Below are 21,997 nucleotides of genomic sequence, written 5' to 3'. Positions count from 1 at the left end.
CGAGATCATTATAAGCAAATCTACATAGGAACCTTTTACTGAAAGCGGTAAAAACAAGTCTATTTAAGGGGGGTAACTGATCAATTACCCTTTATTTGCAATTCTATTTTATCTAAAAAAAGACCTGGTTGCCATTTACGTGCATTGATTTCAAAGTCCTTTAAACACAGGGTATATGTCCCGGCTTTAGGTAATATTATAGTACCTATGTTACTTCGTATTTCTTTGTAGAAGAACAAAGTCGGGTTAATTTTCTCCTGATCTCTTTTCAGCTTTACAGGTATAGTTTGTCCCGCTACTTCTAAAGCTCCTTCCTGATCAGCTCCTATCCACTCTGGTTTTGAGTGACCACCTTTCTCATTGGATGTTATGTTCACTTTATACTCACCAGGTGTATTAACTTTAAAAGTCCAGGTAGAAAATTTTTGTGAAGCATCATAATGACTATCAATACGATAAAGTGCAATACTTTTATCTTTCCCTTGCACAACTAAAGTACTTGTTGATATTTCCTCAGCTTCTAAAGCTACCACAATAGTTGTAGCGAGTTCTGTTTTTGAAATTCCTTTAAGGTTAATATTTAAATAATGTCCATCATATTCAAATGGTAGTGTTTTAACATTTCCCATCAGATGTATTTTCGTAGGTTTTGTAAGCAATCCATTAATCTGCAACCGGTTATTTTCAGGCCATTGAGTTATATTAAGATATAGTTTACCCGGCTTTTGAGTGACATAGCCCCAGGCCTGATCCCAGGCAAAAGGAGAACCAGTGGTGTTATATACAGCCTCTCCATTTTTTTTCAACCATTTTCCAACTTGTAAAATGCTATCTGTGGCCTCCTTCGGCATTAATCCGTTCGGCTTAGGCCCCATATTTAACATATAGTTCCCATTACGACTCGCACAAGCCAATAAAGAGCTTAATATCATCTTAGGTGTTCTCCAATGCGTATCGTCACTTCTGTAGCCCCAGGAACCGTTAGTTGTCCCAACCATTTCCCAAGGCATAGGTAGGTCATCCCCAGTATAGAAATTATCGTCCGGGGTATAGAAATCAAACAACATCCCTCTATTTGCTTTCTTTTCATTCACTTCGGCACCAATACGGGAACTGATGAGTATTTCAGGTTGCAGTTCTTTACAGATTTTAACAAAATTCCGTACTTCATCATTATTTAAGCCGGTCCCCATATCAAACCAGAGAATATCTATTTTTCCATAGTTAGTTAAAAGCTCTCTAAGTTGCGGATAGGCCTTTTCTTTTAAATAGAGTTCCTTATTCATCTGCTCTGGCTTAAAATCTGTCAGGTTCATCCATGAATGCTTACCACCATTCAAAATTGCATTTTGCGGATGTTCCCAATCAATGTTATGAGAGTAATAAAGTCCGAACTTCAGGCCTTGCTTATGACACGCGTCTTTTAAAGTTTTCACAATATCTCTTTTATAAGGCTTATTCATGATATCGTATTCAGAAACCTTTGAATCAAAAAGAGCAAAGCCATCATGATGTTTAGACGTTAACACTATATATTTCATTCCTGCATCCTTAGCTAGCTTAACCCATTCATCCGCATTAAATTTTACCGGATTAAACTCTGGCACCAGTTTTTTATACTCTGCAAGTGGGATATGGAGCGTATTTTGGATCCACTCTGGAATAGATGGAGTTCTTTCTCCATTATAATATCCAGAGAGAATAGCATATAGCCCCCAATGAATAAACATTCCGTATTTCGAGTCTTTCCACCATTGCATGCGTTGCCCATATTCTTCTTCTGTTTCTACAGGCAATTTTACCGCTGATGATTTATTTCCGTAGAAAAAGGCATCAATATTAGAACGACTACCGTAGTTATCATTTTTACGATCTAAAACATTTTCAGTATTCCCATTTAACTCCTGGGCAAGACAACTGAAACTGATTATTGTAAAAACAGATGTAATAATCATACACAATAGACAGGCGTGTAGCTGGAGGAGCTGCTTTCTCATTATTCTTACAGTTTTATGTTTGGTTTCAACAGCTAAAGTAGAAACTGTGCCTATAAATCAGAGGTGGTTTACAGGTCTATTAAGAGGGAATTTATGACTGATCCCTATCCTCCATGTACTTTCTATATGTAGAAGGTAATTGATTAAAAAGTGCTTTAAATGATTGACGGAAATGTTTTTGATCATTAAAATTCAAGGCAAAGGCTATTTCCGAAACAGACATATTGGTAGTCATCAGTAATTGCGCTGCTTTTTTTAGCTTAATAGTTTTAACAAGTTCAGCAATCGACTGTCCAGTTAATGCTTTTAACTTACGATACAATACTGACCTGCTCATACCTATCTTTTTCACCAACACATCAATTGTAAAATCAGGGTCCATTAAATACTCGTCCACGATGCTTGTAAAATCTTTCAGGAATTGTTCATCTGGAGAAGCAGTCTCTCCGAATGCATTGGTACCTGCTGGTTGCATGATATATTCCCTGTGATATTTCTCTACCAGTTTTTTCCTTGATTCTAACAGATGGTGAATTCTGATACTCAGGACATCCGGATCAAATGGTTTGGTAATATAAGCATCAGCACCAAGCTCATAGCCTGATTTCTCTGATTCAGAGGTAGCTTTTGCTGTAATGAGTAATATAGGGATATGGCTCGTAAGTATATTTGATTTCATTCTTCTACAAAACTCCATACCATCCATTTCAGGCATCATCACATCACTTACTACGACATCAATATTTTTCTGACCAGCAATTTTTATCGCTTCCACCCCATTTTCCGCATTATAAACATTATAAGCAACACTAAACAAGCCAGAAATAAATCGACGCAGATCGTCATTATCATCTACGACTAAAATAGATGGCCGTTTTTCATCATAAGTAAAGGGAGTTTCTGGTAATTGAGGCAGATCATATTGCCATGGCATATCCGGGTTTACAGGTTTGGCCACCTCAGAACCATAAATCTCATAACCAGAGGGCCTGAGTTTTTTTATAGGCAAACTAACCTTAAAGGTGCTACCATTATTTTCAACGCTGTTTACCTCTACATTCCCCTGATGCATGGTTACAATATTTTTAACCAGGGCCAGACCAATACCAGTACCATGTCCCTGCTTAACCTGATAAAACTCATCAAAAATCATTTTAATATGAGCTTCAGGAATTCCTGCCCCAGTATCCATGACTTCAATATTAACATAGTCTGAATCATTAGTTGTAACCCTTAATGTTATTGTGCCACCATTGGGTGTAAACTTAAATGCATTTGATAAAAGATTGTAAATAACCTTTTGAAATTGCAGTCCATCAAACCATACCATGATTACAGGTTCAGTACTTTCAAAATAATAATGAATTTCTCTTTCCCTGGCATACTCATCAAAGTAAGATTTAATCTCCTCCAAGTATGGTACAATATTTTGTTGCGAAACCTGTAATGTTGTTGTCGCACTTTCGCTCTTTTTCAGATCCAGCAACTGGTTAATGAGCATCATCAGTGCCATTGCATTTTTGTACATCACCTGATGTTGCTTTTGCACATCATCATCACCTTTCCTCAACTGCATCATTCGCCTTAATGGACTCAATATCAATGTAAGTGGTGTTCTAAAATCATGTGAAATATTGGTAAACAACTGATTCAGATACTTCATTTTTTCCTTTTCCCGTCTTTCAGTTGCCAATTCATTACGTACTTTAAGTCGCTGCAAGGTTTGCCTTCTCATCAGAAATAAGATGGAACATATAATTATGGCATATATGGAATATGCCCACCATGTGTTCCAGGGCGCTGTTGCTATATGTATTTTAATGCTTGTACCATTCTTGTTCCATACCCCATCATTATTAGAAGCTTTTACTCTAAAAGTATAGGTCCCCGCATCCAGGTTGGTATAGGTTAATGAATTGGTATTCCCCAGATCATTCCATTCTTTATCAAATCCTTCAAGCTGAACAGCATACTGGTTCTTTTGCGACTGTGAATAGTTGAGTGCTACAAACGTAAAATTCAACATGTTATGATCATGAGCCAGTTCTATTTCCTTTTCTCCATCCCAGGCATTGATCAATTGGTTGTTTACCTTTATTGAGGTAATATATACAGGTGGTATGTAAGTATTGGTGGTTATCTGGTCGGGATTAAAGAAACAGAAACCATTGGTTCCACCAAAATAAAGCAGTCCGGCTTTGTTAAGCATGCTTGCTCCATAATTAAACTCCTTTGACGGCAAACCATCTGATTCATCAAAGTTTTTTATTTTACCAGAAGACACTTGCAATTGACTGAGGCCATTATTCGTACTTAACCATAAATTGTTCTTTGCATCAGGTAAAATACCATAAATAACATCATTAGGTAAGCCTTCGGCAATTCCATAATGTCTGCTCTTTTTAGTCTGAAGATTATAACTATAAAGACCATCACCTTCAGTCCCAACCCAAAGTTCATTATCCGTTTTATTATATATGGATAATACTGGTACCGGTGCACTATTCTTTGCAGCTTCATTAAATACGATTTGCTTGCTTTGCAAGCTATGTATATCCATTTCGGCCAGACCAACATTACTTCCTATCAGTACCTTTCCATTTTTTGAAGATGCTGCTATCAGATACACAATGTCTCCTATTATTCTCTCATTCTGTACAATGCGTGTTATTTTACCTGTAGCAGGATTTAATCTATTTAGTCCGCCACCTGAAGTACCAATCCAAATATATCCCGTCTCGTCCTGAAATAATGAGACCACCCTATTGCTGCTAAGGTTACCATCAATACCATTATTGATTTTTTTAAACCGATATGGCCTAACGGTTGTATTCAGATAATTAAGACCACCATCATGTAAACCAATCCATAACCCACCGGTTTTATCCATTAACATTGTTTTTACATTGTTGGCACTAATGCTGTTAGGGTCACCTTCAGAATGTGTGTAATAAGTGAATATTCCGGTCTTTTTATTATAAAAATTAATCCCACCACCTTCTGTACCAATCCAGAGGTTATGTGTATTATCTTCAATAATTGAGCTGATCACTTTATAGTTAAGGGCCCGATTATTACTTCCGGCTGTCACATGTTTAAACCTATTGTAACTGCTACTATAATAATTTATCCCACCAAAATAAGTGCCGACCCACATATCTCCCATCTGGTCTCTACAAATGCTATAAACCGAATTCTGACTCAGGCTACTGCTGTTATTTTCATCATGCTGATATCGAGTGATGCTTTTATCGTCTATATTAAAAATGTATAAGCCATTATAAGTCCCTATCCATAAATTATGACACCCATCTTCCTGTATGGATCTTACAGGATCTGTGATAAAGTTTGTACCTATTTTATAATGTTCAAAAGCATTACTTTTTTTGTTAAGAATGGCTAGTCCCCCTTTGTATCCCAGTAATAAATTCTGCTGATTATCCAGATATAAAGAAGCTATAAAGTTGGTATTTGTACCCGTTGCTTCAGGAAGGCGGTAACGTACGAATGTATTTGATGCAGCACGATATTGGTCGACTCCTTTGTTTGTACCAACCCATATGTTTCCATCTGGAGTTTTTAACAAGGCTTGTATAATATCGGCTGACAAACTACCTTGATCCTTTTCTTTATGCTGATAAAGAACTTTTGTCCCTTTTTTTATGTTAAGCTTAAACAAGCCCTGCGCCGTTCCTACCCAAAGATTTCCTTTACCGTCCGGACTAAGAGATAATATATCATTTTGCTTTTGATTACCAGTCTGCGATAATTTATAGCGGACAAAATTATCAGCTAGCGGATTGTACCTATTCAGACCATTGGCTGTCCCTATCCATAAATTTCCATATTCATCTTCGCAGGACGTTCTAACCACATTATGACTAAGACTGCTTGTATCTCTTGAATTGTATCTATACTTTATAAATCTTACTCCATCATATTTATTCAAGCCATCTCTTGTTCCCATCCACATGTACCCCCTACGATCTTGTAAGATGCTCAATACTGAACTCTGTGAAAGCCCTTGATTTAAAGAAATATTGATGAATTTAATATCTTCGTATGCTACTGCTTTCTGTGCATTTATACGGAGAGATATAAATAATAGCCCAACAAATATTATAAATTTCCTGAAAAGCATTTCTTTGCGGCCTCCTAACATTGCTGCCGAAAATAATCAAAAAAATTATCAAATGCTTACTTTTTCATGGTGACCGTAACTGGCTTACCGCAATACTCTTGCATTGGCATTTCTACTTCGATTTTCTTAGCATTAATGATTAAGCTTATCTTCTTTAATTCCGGATTCATTGTTGGATCATTTAGAGTAATTTTATATTCAGCTCCAAGATCTTCAATCATTATAACTGCTGGATCTGACACAGAAAGACGTATTCTTTTTGCTACCAATGCTTCTTTACCATTATAAAAAACAGACTGAATAATCTTTAGATCTTCACTTTGAATGGCTTGAATGGTAGTATCATTACGTAATACCTTAAATGGCAAGTTACTCCCTGGCATTTTTTTTCCACAATAAACAACATAACCATAAGAATCATTAACCGGAGTACGACCATGATCAACCCAAAGTCGAAGTATATTAGTCATTGCTGGGAGTTTAGAAATATTAGGCAAGTTTGATTTATTACGTTTTACCCATTCATTTTTTACATCTTTTTCATAAACAAAATATGCTTTTCTTACATATTCTGGTAAAACGGTATAAGCAAAGCCTCCTTTTTGCTGCATCCATAAAGGCTTTCCCTTGTCAAAAAAAGACTGGGTACCTTTATTGATATCCATAATTTGACTTTTGCCATCTTTAATCATGTATAGATTCCCTTCAGAATCTACTGATGTCTGATCAATTGTGGTGTGAATATCACCATCCAAGGAAGGGTTAAGATTGCTTACTCCAGCACCCAGGGCAATCATATAATCACCATAAGTGAAATATGATTTGTATGCTTTAACACCATATAATGTTTCATTCTTAATGCCTTTTGGATTCCCTTTATCGTTTACTCCATTTTTGGTTGAAGCATCCATCTTTTCAAATACGAAGCCTGCAACAGCATTTTCACCTCCGTAAGTTGCCGCACCAGCGAAGTTGTGTTTACTTGAATAACCTCTCCAATTGGTTACGGGGGTGATTTTATCCATTCCTTTTCTTGCTGTTACTCCCGGAGAAGCGGTAATATCCCATGCCCCAATAATTTTATGGTATTCATCCCCTGTTTTCATAAAAAAGGTAAGCCCATCGGCATTTAAAAAATTATATTCATCAGCAAAATTAATAGCTCCCTCTAATCCATCACAGCGTACAGAGGCCATATTAATGTGAATATAATAGTCTTTATTACGTTTTATCAGGTCGTCGTTATTGAAGAACCAACGTGTTCCAGAATACTCACCTACCGGATAGTTTTCCATATTGATCTCCTTTTTACTGATTTCCCTTTTCAGTTGTAGGAGCTCTTTCTGTTCTTCCTCAGAAAAAGAATCCAGCCAATCCTTAACGATCTGGTTTATTAGAGAAGAATACTTTATGTTTTTCTTCTCCTGATTGTAATAAACCGCAGTGTATCGGTCGGTACATAACGGAGTATATCCATTATAATAATACCAGTTTCCTCCCCGAAAGAAATTCATTATCCAGGAGGTATTCTCTTTACTTAATTTACGCGACCAGGATGATCCTCTAAGATTACTGAGCATACCTAACGCGCTATTCATACCATCAATTGGATATCCCCACACCAAACTCTGTTTACCATGTCCCCATCCTGCACCATCTACTGTAAAACCTTCATTCCAAAAAGCTTTATCATAGGTTGTTTGTGATACAGCACTTATACTTTTCTGACTCACTTCACTTAACACATCAATCATAGGGATTGATTTATACATCATAGCGGTTGGTAAAAGCGGACGATAAGCCAATGCATTACCTCCAACCCACCACACATGATTTCTAAAACGTTCTATCTGAACTACATTATCATCTGTACTATCCTGACGCAAGGGCTGTGTCCAGCTTTGAAGTGCAAGTACTTTAAGCATATCCGAAACTTCCTTAAACTGTTTACTCCCACCATTCACCTCTATATCATCCAATTGTGGCAAAAAGGCAAAATAAATATTTACCGCAGCAGTTGGTATTGCAAAACATGATGCATGAAAACGACTGCCCTTGTTATTCCTGCTAATCTCCAGTCCACCATAATGTAAAATTGCCTTACAATATTTATCTGATAAAGCGACACTGGCCTTTAGTTCTTTAGAACGAACAGCATCAGCAATACGCCATATACGCTGTGAGGCTTCAGTAAGGAACACACCAATCTCTTGCTGTGTATCATGACTACCTTTTGTAAATGCTTCCTGAGCTACATATTGTTGTTCTTTACTAAGCATATCACTAAACCGTCCTTGATCATCCAGACTATTTAGACCCTCCTGCCAAGTCAATTTGGTTCTCAGGTGATCACGACGATATCCACTAAGCGCATAATTTTGTCTGAACTTTTCTATTGCTGCTTCTTTCTCCAGGTCTTTAACCTGCAAAGCCTGACTTTGATATTTATGATAATTATCAAAAGCATATTTCCGTTCTGCCTGTTGTGCAAAGGAAGCATGTACAATACCTGTAAGACCTAAAATAAGCAATAGTGTTTTATTCATCATCTGGTTAAGTTTGAGATTGACTATTATTTTTTAAACGGAATCACCATATTCCATGATTTAGTGGCATTTTCAAACCCGCCAGGTCCATCCATTGTAGCAAAAAATAAGTATGCTGGCTTTCCTTTTTCAAAGAATATAAAGGGTCTTTCCAACTGTCCTTGTAACTCAATCTTCCCATCCTCATAGACCACAGTTTTAGAATATGCTTTTGGGTCTTTATCCATTACCCACTTGATCCCATCTTTAGAATGTGCCATTACTCCGCCTCCACGTTCTCCCGTAAATTTTGCAACATGATCCTTGAAAATAGCATGATATCCTCTACCATCTTTCCAAAGGAAAGGATCTTCAGCTTCCCCTTGTTCTTCGACATTAAAAATTGGTTTATCATCATTCAATACTTGATAAGGCCCATTTATATTTTTGGCATAAGCCATTCCCAGTGCCATGCCTGAATACTTTCCGTCCGTTGTATGCGCACGTCCTTTAAAAATCATCATTACTGATCCGTCTTCTTGTAGCATGGGTGAAGGATTCGAAGTAAGGAAGCTATAGAAAGTATTTGGTTTAGTTTTCAAAATAGGTTCATCCAATCTCTTCCAGGGTCCATAAGGACTATCAGAAACTGCTAATCCTATTCTTTTATTACTTCTACCAACAATACACCATTTACTATCCAGTGTAAGTTGATCGTATTTAGGTTCCTCAAAAGGATGTGTTGAGCCCATATAGATCAGATAATACTTATCCCTGTACAATAGTATCCTGGGATTATGTGTAGAACGGCCATCCCAATATTGTGCCCCGCGGGCAGGTAGTGCAACATCCGAAAAAGTATATGGACCTTGTGCTACATCAGCTGTTCCATGTATAATTTCTGATGCCACCATCCAACCCGGATGGAAAGGTAATGCTTTTGGAAAACGTGAGGCATAGATATGATATTTGCCGATCTTATCCTGAACGATAGAGCTACCCCAGACCCAATAGTTTTCCATCTGCATTGATGGAGCTCTGAATGCCTTTCCTAAATTTCCGAAGATCTCATTTTTGGAAATTTTCTTCAGTTCTTCGAGGTTTTCTATTTTTTGGCTTTTCGCTGGTAAATAAATTACCAGACCAAGAAAAAATACCAGAATTTGTGTGTAGATCTTTCTCATTATAAACTTATTGTTGAACCAGCTAATTCATTTTGCGGAAGGTTAAACACAAAAGGAACTTCCTTACCTGTTTTTGTATTTTTAATAAGTATAGTCGTTATCTTCTCTTTTTGCAATGGATCTGCAATTGAAACAACAGTTTTCCCTTTAATATTTTTCACCATTAATATGCAAGCTTTATCTGCTTTCACTTCCATAGTTGGTAAAACCACTGTTCCTGGTTGATAAAAAACAGCCTGAAGAATGTCCAATGACTTATGATAAATAGCCTGCAGGTTTGCAGTGTTGGCCAGAATCTGTATAGTTGCAGGATTATATTTCTTTATTTCCGAACCGGATTTTACTCCTGGCAACACAAAATAAGCATATTTTTCTGCAACGGGATTAGTTCCATGGTTAATCCAAAGTTTAAACACATCTCCGGAAACTTCATCTTTTGAATATGAATTATTAATCTGATACCAGTTCCCCCTCTGCCTTTGTGTACTTAAACTAATTTTTCCTCCTTGTGGGAAGTAATAGCCAACCCCATCATGTAATAACCAAGCCGGCCTTTTTTCATTAATTTCAAGTGTTTTACCTTTTCCAGTTTGAGTTTCATTTACTGAATTAAGTACAAATCCATTTAACCAGCTTTGATTAACCGTAGTGGTAATATTTTCAGCAGTATTACTTTTAATACCGGCACCAAGACATACAATTTCATGATCAAAAAAGAACCATGATTTCTTTGCTTCCAGACTATCATAATTCAAAACATAGGCACTGGCTCCGTACAAACCGTCAGACACCCCGCCAGCAAAAGCGTTGTGCCCATCTTCGCCCCAGAATTTAGTTAAAGGTCTGTCAACCTCATAATCCCTGCTGGTTACACCCGGGATTTTATCCCATTCCCATACCGGCATAATGTTATAATATTCCGGCCCCCTAAGCTGTATATTTGTTGCTCCGTCAGATAAATATCTTCCTAGCAGATTTTCTTTGTTACCAGCTTCACTTCTTTTCGTTCTCGTACTTACCATACGTACATTAAAAGAATAAGAAGGGCGTAAATGAAGTGTATAATCGCCTGTCCAATATTGCTTATGGTAGGGAGTAATTTTAAAGCCTGGAGCTTGTGTACTATCTGTTCTGGCTATAGCTGCATTCCAGTCGTCCGCATGAACAGGATCTATCATTTTAGCAACTTCCAAACGAGTTTTTTCTCCATACTTACTTAAAATATTCGGCCTGCTGATGCCACGGCCCTCTACATTAAAATCCATATAGCTACCTCTGATTGCTTTTAAATAACTATCTCTGTAATATTTTGAGAATAACTCCAGTTTTTGAGCAGTCATTGCATAAGGGGTATCTCTTACATAATTGGCCAGTTTTAAGACTCCAGTTATAAATACAGCCCCATAGCTTGAAATTTGTAACTGTGGCCCATGTTGTAAATATGCATAGTCATATTGTAACCCTTCTTTCTGGTAAACAAGCTGTACAGGATAAAACAGTTCCTCCACAGATTTATCCAGCAAAGGTTTGTCATTAGTCAGCAAAGCACGATAGAAGTAATGCAAGGCAACGTCTGTTTTATTTGCACCAGTTTGTTTTTCCACAATACCACGTTTCATTCTTTCTATTAACTTAGCCTGAAGTGAAATATCTATTTTTTTATTCCCGTAACGCATCATAATAAGCAGCTCACCTAAAGCCTGGGGTGTGGCAATTTCATTATGCCACCAATTGCTACTTTTAGGGTCTGCATTGTACCAGAATTCTAAAGCTTTAGTAATACCTGCAAACATTTTTTCATCACCATAGTAACGACTTTTCTTTTCAATGTAAGCCTGTATTAATTGCTGAACCCTAAGCAAATGATCTCCAGGTTGCCATTTTGTAATTGTATTGGCAGCATAGTCGATATCTTTCCAGCTACCATCATCCTGCAACTTTAGAAAACTCTTTTCTGCGGCCCGATCAATAAACCGTAGAGGTGACTTAAGGTCGGCCAATATCCTCCCCATTATCACATCATTTGTATTCCCTGACTGAGCTTTTACAGACCGGTATATAAATACTGAGAATAAAAGTATAAAAGTTAAGGTTAGTTGTTTCTTCATTTGGTTTGTTTAGGCACTCTTTAGTTTTTTGACATAATTAAATTTTAACACTTATGAACTATGGATACATTCTTTCCATTTCACGACCTGTAGTCTCCATGCGGTGTTTCATGATCTGATTTTTATCTCCATAAGCACTTGTCCAGTGCGGGGTATCCAGTCCTTTTTCCCATTGCGCAAGTTTGGATAGCATTTCTTTTGTCTTTGCGGGATTCTTAATTGCCAGGTTTATCGTTTCAGATAAGTCTTTAGAAAGATTGAATAGTAAAACATTTTCCTTAACTCTGATCAGTTTCCAATTACCTTCTCTCATTGCAGCTGCAACGCCTCTTCGCCAATAAAGTGCTTCGTGGGGTATTTGTTTAGTTTTTCCATTAATATATGGGATTAGATTTATCCCATCTAGTTTTTTTGTTCCTTTTTGTTTGCCATTACCTACTGCTATAGAAGTAGGTAATATATCCAATGAACTTACCGGTTTACTATATGTTTTATTTGGAGTAATATGCCCTGGCCAGCGCATCATCATTGCTACCCTTATACCACCTTCCCATTTCGACCCTTTCATTCCTCTTAACGGACCATTATCTGAAGAATTAACAGTAGCTCCGCCATTATCATTGATAAAAATGATCAATGTATTTTTATCCAGACTTTGCTGTTTTAGTGTTTCCATTACCTTGCCAATGCCATCATCTAAGGATGTCATCATAGCTGCATAAGCACGTCTACCAGGGTCTGCTATACTTGCATAACGGTCCATCAAGTCTTTTTTGGCATTCATCGGTGTATGTACCGCATTATAAGAAAGGTACATAAAAAATGGCTTTTTACTATTTTCCCTGATAAAATCTGTTGCTCTATCCGTTAACATATCTGTCAGATAAGTAACTTGACTTTCAGGAACAATTTCATTATTGTTATACAATGCGAGTTCATTAGATGGTTTATTTTTATAAGCAAAGAAATCTCTATGGCCTCCAATAAAGCCATAAAATTCATCAAATCCGCGGTTTAACGGGAAGTGTTTTTTCTCTTCTCCCTGATGCCACTTGCCTATTGCAATTGTTTTATAACCATTAGCCTGCATTTCATTTCCGATTGTTTGCTCTTCCGGATCCATGCCTACATCTGATAATTTATACCCCGGAGCCACCAGATTAGAAGTATTGTGTTCAAAACCGAAGCGTTGTTGATAGCGTCCGGTTAACAAACCAGCTCTTGAGGGGGCACATACCGATGCAGATACATAAGCATCGGTAAAACGTACACCCTGTTTAGCAATAGCATCAATATTTGGTGTGGGGATCTGAGTACCTCCATAGCACCCAAAATCTATATATCCGGCATCATCACTAACAATAACGATGACATTGGGTTTATCTGAAGTTTTATGCTGCGCAAAAATCGGGTCTGCGAAACCAGTAGTAAGCAATGCTGCAATTATTAATTTCTTCATGCTATTTGAATCCTTTTATTTTTGTTTGATCAATTCAATTTCTGACGTTAATCCATCTGCACAAGGTACACTAACCAATGTATTTCCATCTGACTTCAATTCAACACTAGCCTCTTTCTTTTGGGAATCCATGTTTCCTGTTTTAACGCTCCATCTTCCTTTTATCAATAACTTCACAATAGAAGTCTTTGCGGGCGACCTATACCAATCTCGCGAATAAATACTCACCTCTTTCCTTTTGCCATCTGCAGTTAAAGGACTATCATCCGGTCCTTCGTAAAAAGCTAAATCGGGATCTGTAACAGACAGTTTTAGCATTTCCTTTTCCTTTTTATACATCAATAAACATGGCCTGTTATTATCCAACAGCAGAGAATCTACAGTCTTAACATGATTACCAAAAACAGCCAATGCAGTAATCTGATCTGCGGCATACCATACAATATGTGCAATACTGTCTTTTTCTAAAACCTTATACAAAGGTTTTTTACTTTTCATTGCCGCAAAAGTATGATCCATAGCTTTCTGATCCGTCTTTATAAGCATTGCATATTCATAACTCTGATTTACCGGAGCTTTACCATGTTGAAATATTAATTTAGCAAAATTACCTGTCGTATTTTTCTGGTCTTTTTGATCGCGAGATGTTTGCGTCGATTTTGTGAGAAAAATTCTATTCCCATCAGGAATATAGTAACCAATATTGCGGTTATCGATAATTGTTAATGACTTTCCAGCCGTTCCAGCCTTCGTATATGGAAATTGATTTATAATCTGCCCATTAAAGCTCAATGCATCAGCAGGGGTCTTTAAATAATTTTGAAAAAGAGTCGTTTCAGTAGCATACTCCTTTATGGTATTATTAATACCTGAGCCTAAGCATACGATCAGGCTATCAAACATAAACCATGATTTTATAGCTCTGAAACTTCCCATATCATACTTATCATGCCCATGTATCTTCATGGCGAACATACCTTGTTTATTCAAAGTTGTTCCACCTGCAAAGCGTTCATCAGAAATAAGCATTTCTTCAATTCCGCTAAAGTCATCCGCATTAATGATGTTTGCCCTTAGCTTATCCAAAGGCTGATGAAGGGTTGTAGTCCCTGGAATATTATTCCAGTCCCATCCCTCATCTTTAAAGTTACTGCCATTATCTATTTTTGTTTCAGGAAAAAGTACTTCAAGGTGTCCGTAAGCCAGATATCTCCCGTACATATTGGCTCCCGGGTACGACTCATTACTTATGAAGTAACGATTGTGTCCGCGTACCGTAAGCAACCAATCCTGGCGACGGTGGATATCAAACAATCCATAATTCATATTCCAATGCCCACTTGTATAGCCTGCAGGTGCAATCTTCATAGAATTAAACCTTTTGGTCCACTTGTTCGTCTTGCCATCATTTAGCTTTAAATAAATTCCGGCCATTGCAGTATCTATTTTTGAAGTTCCATCTGGTGTACCAGCCATTGCCATATATGCAAATGGGCTATCAGCTATGCGCCAGGTTCCTGTAGGATGACGTCCAGAGATGCTTATGGGCCATTTATAAGGATTAGTATATTGATACATCATCATCAGACTATTCCGGAAGCTTATATGTGATTCCTTATCAACGCTTAATCCAGTACCACTAAGAACATATACAATTGGAGCTACACCAGTAAATCCTCCAATACCGTAGGCAGGGTAAAGATTGGCATGATGAAATACTGCACCATCAGGTTTAAAAGCACCTTCTATGGTATGATCCGGAGCGACATTTTTAGATAGCCATTTTGAGTAGCTCTGAAGATAACGGAGCTTTTCAGGTGTATCATCCATAATTAATACAGCAGAAAGCATACTTCCGAGCAGAGTATTGAATACATCAATATTAGATGATGGTAATTGATCTGGCAATTGAAGTGTTCTACCCAGGCCACTAAGCCAGCCCATGCTTTTAAAAGTCTTATCTAACTTACCTTGTTTTTTAATGCTTTCTTTCATCAGCAAGCATGAGGTGTAATAACCTTGCAGATTATAGCCATGATGATGTAATGCCCCCATGCCGCTACCATAGATCCATCCCTGATCTTCAAAATGATCAAGAAGATTCATGTACATGATTTCAAGCTGTAATTTTGTAGCCTGATCTGATGAAGAATGGTGGGCTTGTGCCACCTGTAGCATCAATTGCGTAAAACGTTTTACGCCCGATAACTGGTTCAATTCCTTAATGTTTGCCGGTGGACTTAAAGACACCAGCTCTATGTCATTCATAGAATAAACTGGTCTTCCGGTAATCTGATTGCCTTTCCTTACAATATTCCACCAGGAAAATTCACTTTCAATCTCTTTTAACTTACTTTCTGTTATTTCCTTTTTTGAGGGAGCTACAATTTCCTGATAACGCTTGTTGATCTTTGCCATATCGGTCAGATCGTTTTTATTAAGTTTTAATGGAAGTTCAAGAAAATGTGGAGTCCTGCTAAAGGCATATAGTGAATTCCAATGTGCATTTGCTGCTTTATCCGCTTCAGGATTGATAAAAGGCATTTGCTCATCCCGCATAGGTGAACGTGGATTAATTGTCACATCGTACATCAACTGATCTATAAAAAGGGTACCCTTTTTTACAGACGAAGGAGCCTGTACCTTCATGGTATTCATTACACCTGTAGGTTTACCTATCATATCCCTATGGTACATAACCCATGCAGTTCTCCATCCTTTAAAATTTAAATTAAATTCAAAGCTGCAGGCAATCTGGTTTGTATTCCCAAATGTGAATAATAATTTATCATTGATGGGAGCTTCATTATATACCCAAATTACAAATGTACTGCGTGGATTTCCTGCGACTGTTTTAAAAGCATCATTATCTACTTTAATTATGCTTTTACTTCCGGCTGTCCAGTCCCACTTTATGGCCTGCTTACCTATTTTAAAATGTGTATCCGTAAGGCTTAGAGCGCCATTAATGCTTCGCCAATCTTTAGGAACATCATCCTCGCAAATATCGGTTTGCGTTTGTGCATAAGTACTGACAGACTGCCAGCAAATCAATAAAATAAAGTGAAGTAAACGGCTCATACTTGGTCTTGTTTTGAATTTTTATTCTTACAGGATTCAAATATTGCATTTAATATATATAATGCGGGGGGAGAATCAGTTCAAATATAGGGGGGTAATACGACAACAAAAGAATTAGTTCAATAAAATACGGCATTATCCTTAAAGAACTAAATCTCCCCTACATAAGAACAAAGGTCCCCCCATACTCTAACATTGAAATAGATAAGTTTGGTATGTGCTATTTAAAAACGAATCAGTTAAACCAAAAATAAAAATGTTATGAAAAAACAAATTTTAAGTGCTCTTTTATTAAGCTTTCTAACCATTACCTCTGTTAATGCTCAAAGTAAAAAAATAAAAACTACCGAAGCGGTTTTTATACAAGGGGGAAAAACAGGAGATGAAGCTTTTGGTACAACAAAACCAGATGTGATTTTGGTAGCACGTTCAAACACCAATACTCATTGGTCCAGAACCGGATTATTGAAGTTTAAATTCCCTAAAGAAATACAGTCTTTAAAATCGGTTGATATAAATATTCCTATCAAAGTTTACAAGAATTCCGAAAACCCAGATTTAAAATTTAGTTTAGATGTGCAGGCTGTTTCTGAAAATACCTGGAGCAAAACAACAATTACCTGGAATAATGCTCCAAAACTTGAAAATGTATTAGGCAATTTATTATTAGACCAATCACTAGACGATAAGCTTTCAATGGTCACCATAAAACTGGATGCCAAAGCAGTTGAATCACTTCTCAAAAAATCGAAAGATGGAGAAATAACACTAGCTCTAACAAATAATGTATCCACCGCACTAGGCTCTATTGTGGGAAGAGATTCTTATTTAACCATCGAATAGATAAAAGCTACAATCCCCTGAAACTATTGTTTTGGGGGATTAACCACTGTTTTCATCTCGTCCAGACCATAATATTTATGTTCGATATTACCATTTCTTACGGTTACAATCCTGAAACCAGATGGATCTTTACCCAATGGCCTACCAACAGGTCCGGTAGTAACCATTTCCATTTCACCATCTTTACCAAAGGAGTTTCTATGAAGGTGGCCGGCAAAAATATGGCTCACGCCATTTTCCTTATATAGTTGCAGATATTTCTTTCTGATTGGTATTTTGATATTAAAATACTGATCCTTCTCATCCGGATTTTCAAGAAAGAAAGGATGGTGCTGAAATACAACGATAGATTTACATCCAGATTTTTTAGCTTTTTTAAATGCCGACTGTAACCATCTATATTGTTTTTCACTCTCTTCTTTTGCACCTGAAGCGTCCGATATAAGTCCGGAATTAACTACTATAGCAAACAGATCCCCTTTCCTGAAAGTATAATAATCAGCCCCAAACTCTTTACGATAGGCAGCTAATATTTCTGGTGTAGGTTTATTTGCTACATCATGGTTTCCAGGGAGACTATACAATTTAATTGATGGATCTAGCTTTGCAGCAATTCTTTTATACTCTGCAATTTGTGCTGGATCCCCCATAAGGTTTACTAGGTCCCCAGTAATAATTACAAAAGCCGGGCGCAACTGGTTTGCTGCGGCCACGGCTTTTTCAAAGTTTTCAGTTTCTTTGGAAAACTTCTGATCATTTTCAAAAAATCCAAACTGCGTGTCTGTCATCTGAATAAAAACCAGAGGTTCTTTAGTTACTTTTTGTGCAGTACTTCTGGAAAAAGAAAGAAGTAATAGTGTTGCAACAATAATCAAACTCTTGTATCTCATAAACTTTATAGCATTCATATTTCCATATTGTGTGTTGTTTACTAAGATAATGAGAAGATTTAATTTATATTATACTATTTGCTTACTTTGCTTATTTTTTTCATAAAGCTTTTGCTTTTACGTTTAATAATTTCAGCAGCAAGCTCATCCATCAACGCTTTATCTTTGGGATCATTAGACTTTGAAAACAGATACATTCCATTACCTCCTTCATAATAAGCGATAGGAGACTCAGCAAAAGCTCCATTTCTCTTAAATGCTTCTATATATGCTTTCAAACGACCACTTTTTTGCTCCTTCGAAGCATTCAATGCATGTGGATCAAACTCCATCTCCATACCCATCCCTAATTTTTTCGCCAAATCACAGGCTTGATCTATACGACTGTCTGGAATTTTATTATTAAAAAAATGGTTAGGCTGAAGCCAGGCAAAATCGAACTTAAATTTTCTCCATTGATCAAATCCTTTTGCATTCCAGTAAGGTATCCAATAAAATCGTTTTCCTTTCGATCGCATGTAATCGCCAAGCGGTTCTAATATTTCAGCACAACCATTAACGTCTTCGTCAACCCAATAGAAGCCCTCTAATTGTAAATGAGCATAATTTTGTTGCTTATACCGTTCAAGAAATTTATCAATATACCATTTACCTGCTTCAATTCTATCCTCATGCTTAGAGAAGTCCATAACCTTTCCATTAATTTCTCCCCAATCCTTCTGATTAAAAATCGGACTCGGAATGCCTACTACCAGTTTATGCTTAAAGCCCGGTTTCTTCATTACAGAAATTTGTTCCTTAATAGCCTGGTTTAATGCATAAAATGCTTTATCCTTTTCAAAATTTCTATCCAGCAACCATTCCCATTCAATCTTACGTGCATTTAGTTTAGCATATCCTGGTGCATAAGTTCTGCCTTTACCATCCTTGAATTCTAAAAACAAGAAGCCATCGTATAACCAGTTTTTATTACCCTTACTATCTTCATGAATGATATAAGGCAAAAATTGTTCTTTGGTCCATTCCATCGGACGATGAGTACCTCCCTGATAAATTAAAACCAAATCGGCAATATTGGTTTTCCCGTATTCACCTTTAACTTCCTTCTGCGCCCATCCGGCAGTGGTCAGACTTAAAATGTAAATAATGACTATTAATCGTTTCATTTGTATGTATTTTATGTTTAATTATAACATCTGCCATGCCCTTAAAAAAAGGACATCAGCAGATGTAGGGTACTGTGTGTGTCTTATATTTATTTAATGCTATTTAGATCTATACAATCAAATTCATAAGCAGCAATACTGCCGTTTGTGATCAGGACATAAAGAATCATTTTATAACCATCAGCGGATACTTTAAGCGCTACATCTCCTGTAAAATTCCCATTTGCCACATTGGCAAGAACAGGTGATTTAAATACGCAAACATTATTATAGCTTGCGCTCGTAGGAGGTGTAGAAAGCAATAAAGGATCAGTCACATTATATAAGAATGCATTACCAGCTATATTTGAACTGACATTTACAGCTGCCAAATAGCGGGCATTATTAAACTCTGTATAATCAAGGCTATGAGTAGTCACAATACCGGATGCTGTAAGATCTACAGTACTCATGGGTTGCCCGGTAGCACTATTCATATATGCAAGGTCACTATTTTGTCCTGCTATAAACATTCCATCTGTAAGATTAGTACCTGTAGCTATTGCATCCGCCATCAGAGTCCAGATTTTTGTTCCGCCATAGGTAATTGTAGTAGGATTTTGAGATAACAACACCCCATTGACCACCTGCCATCTTAAAATAGTATTATTTGAATTGGCAGAGCCCATGAAAATTAATGCATTTTTATTCAGATCACCCTTTACAGATACTTTTCGTCCTGCCAGATAAGTGGTTGATGGCCATTCAATAAACTTAACAGGCGCTTGATCAGTTACGTCATTATACTTATATACATATAAAGTATTCGGCAATCCATTTACAAGGTTTGAAACCAAAATATGCCCCGCCTCATCACTAGTTGCAAAGAAATTCGGGAACTGAGTACTAAGTACAGGCGTAGGAACCATAGTTCCAACAACTGAGCCGGTATAACGATCAAGATATTTATTTGCTGTTGCACGCGTATTTACAGCAAGGTAATCACCAGTAACTGCAATCGAAGTGGTGAAATGGTCAATACCATTAATACCAAGCTCGACAAGTGATTTTGTCCATAACAATTTCTGACTTCCCTGTCGGATCCCAGATGCCACTTTATCAGGAGTTATTGGCTTTACTACATACTGGACAACCCTGCCATTTTCAGCAGTTACAGTATAAGTAACTGGTTTACTAAAATCCTGCGCCACATTCACAGCTGGTGAAATCGTTGCGTGCGGAGTGATATTAATTACAGGCACCAATCCTGTTAAACTTGTTCCACCAGATACAAGCCCAACAATCTTTTGCGATTCAACCAGGAAACCCGTAATGTTAGCTGTTGGTAAAGCAAAAGAATTGATTACAGCTTCATTACTCTTTCTTATTTCTCCAACCAGAATATGTTTACGTTCCGTACCATCAGCTGAACGTACAATTATTTCCGTAGGCTTATTTAAGTCAACCTGATCTGAGCCATTGGAAACTACTCTAACAGTAGTTGGCGCATTCGTTTTAATTTTCATAGCACTGATATCAATCAGGTTGTTAGATTCCGCCGGGTAATGAGTTGAAAAAACAAATTTAATCGTATCCCCATATGGAGTAGCTTTTTCTGGATTAAAAAAACCGGATCCATCCGAAAATGTGACATACACTGAGTTTGAAGATGCGCTGAAATCTCCTTTATTCTCGTCCTTTTTACAAGAATAGACAAGCAACACGATCAGTGTCGTGAGCAGAAATGATATATACTTATTCATGTAATCTGATTTTATAATGTAAAGGTTAAATCAACTTCGGCTTGCTGCACTTTACCATTCGACAGATAAGTGTAAAACAACTTAAAATCCCCTTTATAAGTCTGATAAACGGTATCGAACTGCCCTATAAAAGTACTCTCCTCTTTTGGGTCATTCTGAACGGCGTATGCTTCTGAGCCAGGGGCGCCAGTAATCTGAACTTTATCATTCAATATTGTCAGACGCAACTTTAATAAAGGTACAGGTCCAGCCACCTCAAGTACATTGGCAGAAACTGATACAGGACTTTGTACTTCATCTATTTTTAATACGGAAACGCCATCACTTTTCACCGTGCCATAAGCTTTATACTTGGCTTCATATGCATTTCTAAATCTGGAAAAATAAAGAAAAGCAATTTTCTTTTCCTGATTTATCTTAGTATTTGGATTGACGTTCTTAATGCTAATGGGTAAAACATATTTTTTACCTACAAAAGTATTCTCATTGATATTTGCCAAACGAATATTTAAATCTTCCCTTTCATTTCCGCCCCCTATTACTACTGTTCCAGAAGGAATACTATAATTACTTGTCGGCAGAATTTCATAACCAGGATTATCTGTCTGGAATTCAGCAAAAGCATCTTGATCAACATCGAGGTTAACTGTAACACTATTTTCCTGATTTACTCCAGCTCTATAAACCCCTAGTTTAAAAATAGACTCACCAAGAAGCGCTGTTTGCGTACTCAAACCTGAATTGGGAATATATACTACGCCATCTAATTTAATTGTATCCAGTCCCTTCTCACAGGAAGACACCATTAACATCCCTAAAAGTAATGCTGTGTTTAAAAACTTATATCTTTTTAACATGATT

General features: G+C 37.0%; 12 protein-coding genes. 1 reads left to right on the top strand and 11 read right to left on the bottom strand.

Annotation, left to right across the window (positions count from 1 at the left end; translation table 11 throughout):
* Nucleotides 1-80: 80 nt before the first annotated feature.
* From ABDJ41_RS04255 to ABDJ41_RS04225, 7 genes are all read right to left on the bottom strand, one after another.
* Nucleotides 81-1,997 (bottom strand): alpha-L-fucosidase, encoded by a 1,917-nt coding sequence (locus ABDJ41_RS04255; protein WP_349784501.1) that lies wholly within the window; start codon nt 1,995-1,997, stop codon nt 81-83.
* A 91-nt stretch (nt 1,998-2,088) separates the two neighbouring features.
* Nucleotides 2,089-6,138 carry a two-component regulator propeller domain-containing protein gene (locus tag ABDJ41_RS04250; RefSeq protein ID WP_349784500.1) on the bottom strand — a complete coding sequence of 1,350 codons (4,050 nt, stop codon included), beginning with the start codon at nt 6,136-6,138 and terminating at the stop codon, nt 2,089-2,091.
* Nucleotides 6,139-6,194: 56 nt separating this feature from the next.
* Nucleotides 6,195-8,687, bottom strand: coding sequence for a polysaccharide lyase family 8 super-sandwich domain-containing protein (locus tag ABDJ41_RS04245; protein WP_349784499.1), 2,493 nt, complete (start codon nt 8,685-8,687; stop codon nt 6,195-6,197).
* 23 nt (nt 8,688-8,710) lie between these two features.
* On the bottom strand, nt 8,711-9,847 hold the full coding sequence (locus ABDJ41_RS04240) for a glycoside hydrolase family protein (protein ID WP_349784497.1): 1,137 nt from the start codon (nt 9,845-9,847) through the stop codon (nt 8,711-8,713).
* Entirely contained in the window at nt 9,847-11,955 is a 2,109-nt protein-coding gene (gene cslA, locus ABDJ41_RS04235) for a chondroitinase-AC (RefSeq protein ID WP_349784496.1), read from the bottom strand. The genes ABDJ41_RS04240 and cslA overlap by 1 nt, the downstream gene beginning before the upstream one ends.
* Nucleotides 11,956-12,013: 58 nt before the next feature.
* Nucleotides 12,014-13,414 carry a sulfatase gene (locus tag ABDJ41_RS04230; protein WP_349784495.1) on the bottom strand — a complete coding sequence of 467 codons (1,401 nt, stop codon included), beginning with the start codon at nt 13,412-13,414 and terminating at the stop codon, nt 12,014-12,016.
* A gap of 15 nt (nt 13,415-13,429) precedes the next feature.
* Nucleotides 13,430-16,495 (bottom strand): chondroitinase family polysaccharide lyase, encoded by a 3,066-nt coding sequence (locus ABDJ41_RS04225; protein WP_349784494.1) that lies wholly within the window; start codon nt 16,493-16,495, stop codon nt 13,430-13,432.
* 261 nt (nt 16,496-16,756) lie between these two features.
* On the opposite strand from ABDJ41_RS04225, the gene ABDJ41_RS04220 reads away from it, so the two are divergent.
* Entirely contained in the window at nt 16,757-17,338 is a 582-nt protein-coding gene (locus tag ABDJ41_RS04220; protein ID WP_349784493.1) for a CBM96 family carbohydrate-binding protein, read from the top strand.
* Nucleotides 17,339-17,361: 23 nt separating this feature from the next.
* Here ABDJ41_RS04220 and ABDJ41_RS04215 read toward each other — a convergent pair whose 3' ends face one another.
* The 4 genes from ABDJ41_RS04215 to ABDJ41_RS04200 all read right to left on the bottom strand — a co-directional run bounded on the left by ABDJ41_RS04215 (nt 17,362) and on the right by ABDJ41_RS04200 (nt 21,993).
* On the bottom strand, nt 17,362-18,228 hold the full coding sequence (locus ABDJ41_RS04215) for a metallophosphoesterase (protein ID WP_349784492.1): 867 nt from the start codon (nt 18,226-18,228) through the stop codon (nt 17,362-17,364).
* Nucleotides 18,229-18,302: 74 nt separating this feature from the next.
* Nucleotides 18,303-19,394 (bottom strand): DUF4855 domain-containing protein, encoded by a 1,092-nt coding sequence (locus ABDJ41_RS04210; protein ID WP_349784490.1) that lies wholly within the window; start codon nt 19,392-19,394, stop codon nt 18,303-18,305.
* Between the two features lie 89 nt (nt 19,395-19,483).
* Nucleotides 19,484-21,136: a DUF5018 family protein gene (locus tag ABDJ41_RS04205; RefSeq protein WP_349784488.1), complete on the bottom strand. Its 1,653-nt coding sequence runs from the start codon at nt 21,134-21,136 to the stop codon at nt 19,484-19,486.
* 11 nt (nt 21,137-21,147) lie between these two features.
* Nucleotides 21,148-21,993: a DUF1735 domain-containing protein gene (locus tag ABDJ41_RS04200; RefSeq protein ID WP_349784487.1), complete on the bottom strand. Its 846-nt coding sequence runs from the start codon at nt 21,991-21,993 to the stop codon at nt 21,148-21,150.
* Between the last annotated feature and the right edge of the window lie 4 nt (nt 21,994-21,997).

The sequence above is a fragment of the Pedobacter sp. ASV1-7 genome (assembly GCF_040203335.1).
GTDB lineage: Bacteria > Bacteroidota > Bacteroidia > Sphingobacteriales > Sphingobacteriaceae > Pedobacter.
The sequence above is the reverse complement of the archived record's forward strand: the minus strand, read 5'-3'. Positions and strand labels throughout refer to the sequence as shown.

Bases quoted from the DNA above. Each gene is read 5' to 3' on its own strand.
- ABDJ41_RS04255 (WP_349784501.1), bottom strand. From the start codon at position 1,997: ATGAGAAAGCAGCTCCTCCAGCTACACGCCTGTCTATTGTGTATGATT.
- ABDJ41_RS04250 (WP_349784500.1), bottom strand. From the start codon at position 6,138: ATGCTTTTCAGGAAATTTATAATATTTGTTGGGCTATTATTTATATCT.
- ABDJ41_RS04245 (WP_349784499.1), bottom strand. From the start codon at position 8,687: ATGATGAATAAAACACTATTGCTTATTTTAGGTCTTACAGGTATTGTA.
- ABDJ41_RS04240 (WP_349784497.1), bottom strand. From the start codon at position 9,847: ATGAGAAAGATCTACACACAAATTCTGGTATTTTTTCTTGGTCTGGTA.
- cslA (WP_349784496.1), bottom strand. From the start codon at position 11,955: ATGAAGAAACAACTAACCTTAACTTTTATACTTTTATTCTCAGTATTT.
- ABDJ41_RS04230 (WP_349784495.1), bottom strand. From the start codon at position 13,414: ATGAAGAAATTAATAATTGCAGCATTGCTTACTACTGGTTTCGCAGAC.
- ABDJ41_RS04225 (WP_349784494.1), bottom strand. From the start codon at position 16,495: ATGAGCCGTTTACTTCACTTTATTTTATTGATTTGCTGGCAGTCTGTC.
- ABDJ41_RS04220 (WP_349784493.1), top strand. From the start codon at position 16,757: ATGAAAAAACAAATTTTAAGTGCTCTTTTATTAAGCTTTCTAACCATT.
- ABDJ41_RS04215 (WP_349784492.1), bottom strand. From the start codon at position 18,228: ATGAGATACAAGAGTTTGATTATTGTTGCAACACTATTACTTCTTTCT.
- ABDJ41_RS04210 (WP_349784490.1), bottom strand. From the start codon at position 19,394: ATGAAACGATTAATAGTCATTATTTACATTTTAAGTCTGACCACTGCC.
- ABDJ41_RS04205 (WP_349784488.1), bottom strand. From the start codon at position 21,136: ATGAATAAGTATATATCATTTCTGCTCACGACACTGATCGTGTTGCTT.
- ABDJ41_RS04200 (WP_349784487.1), bottom strand. From the start codon at position 21,993: ATGTTAAAAAGATATAAGTTTTTAAACACAGCATTACTTTTAGGGATG.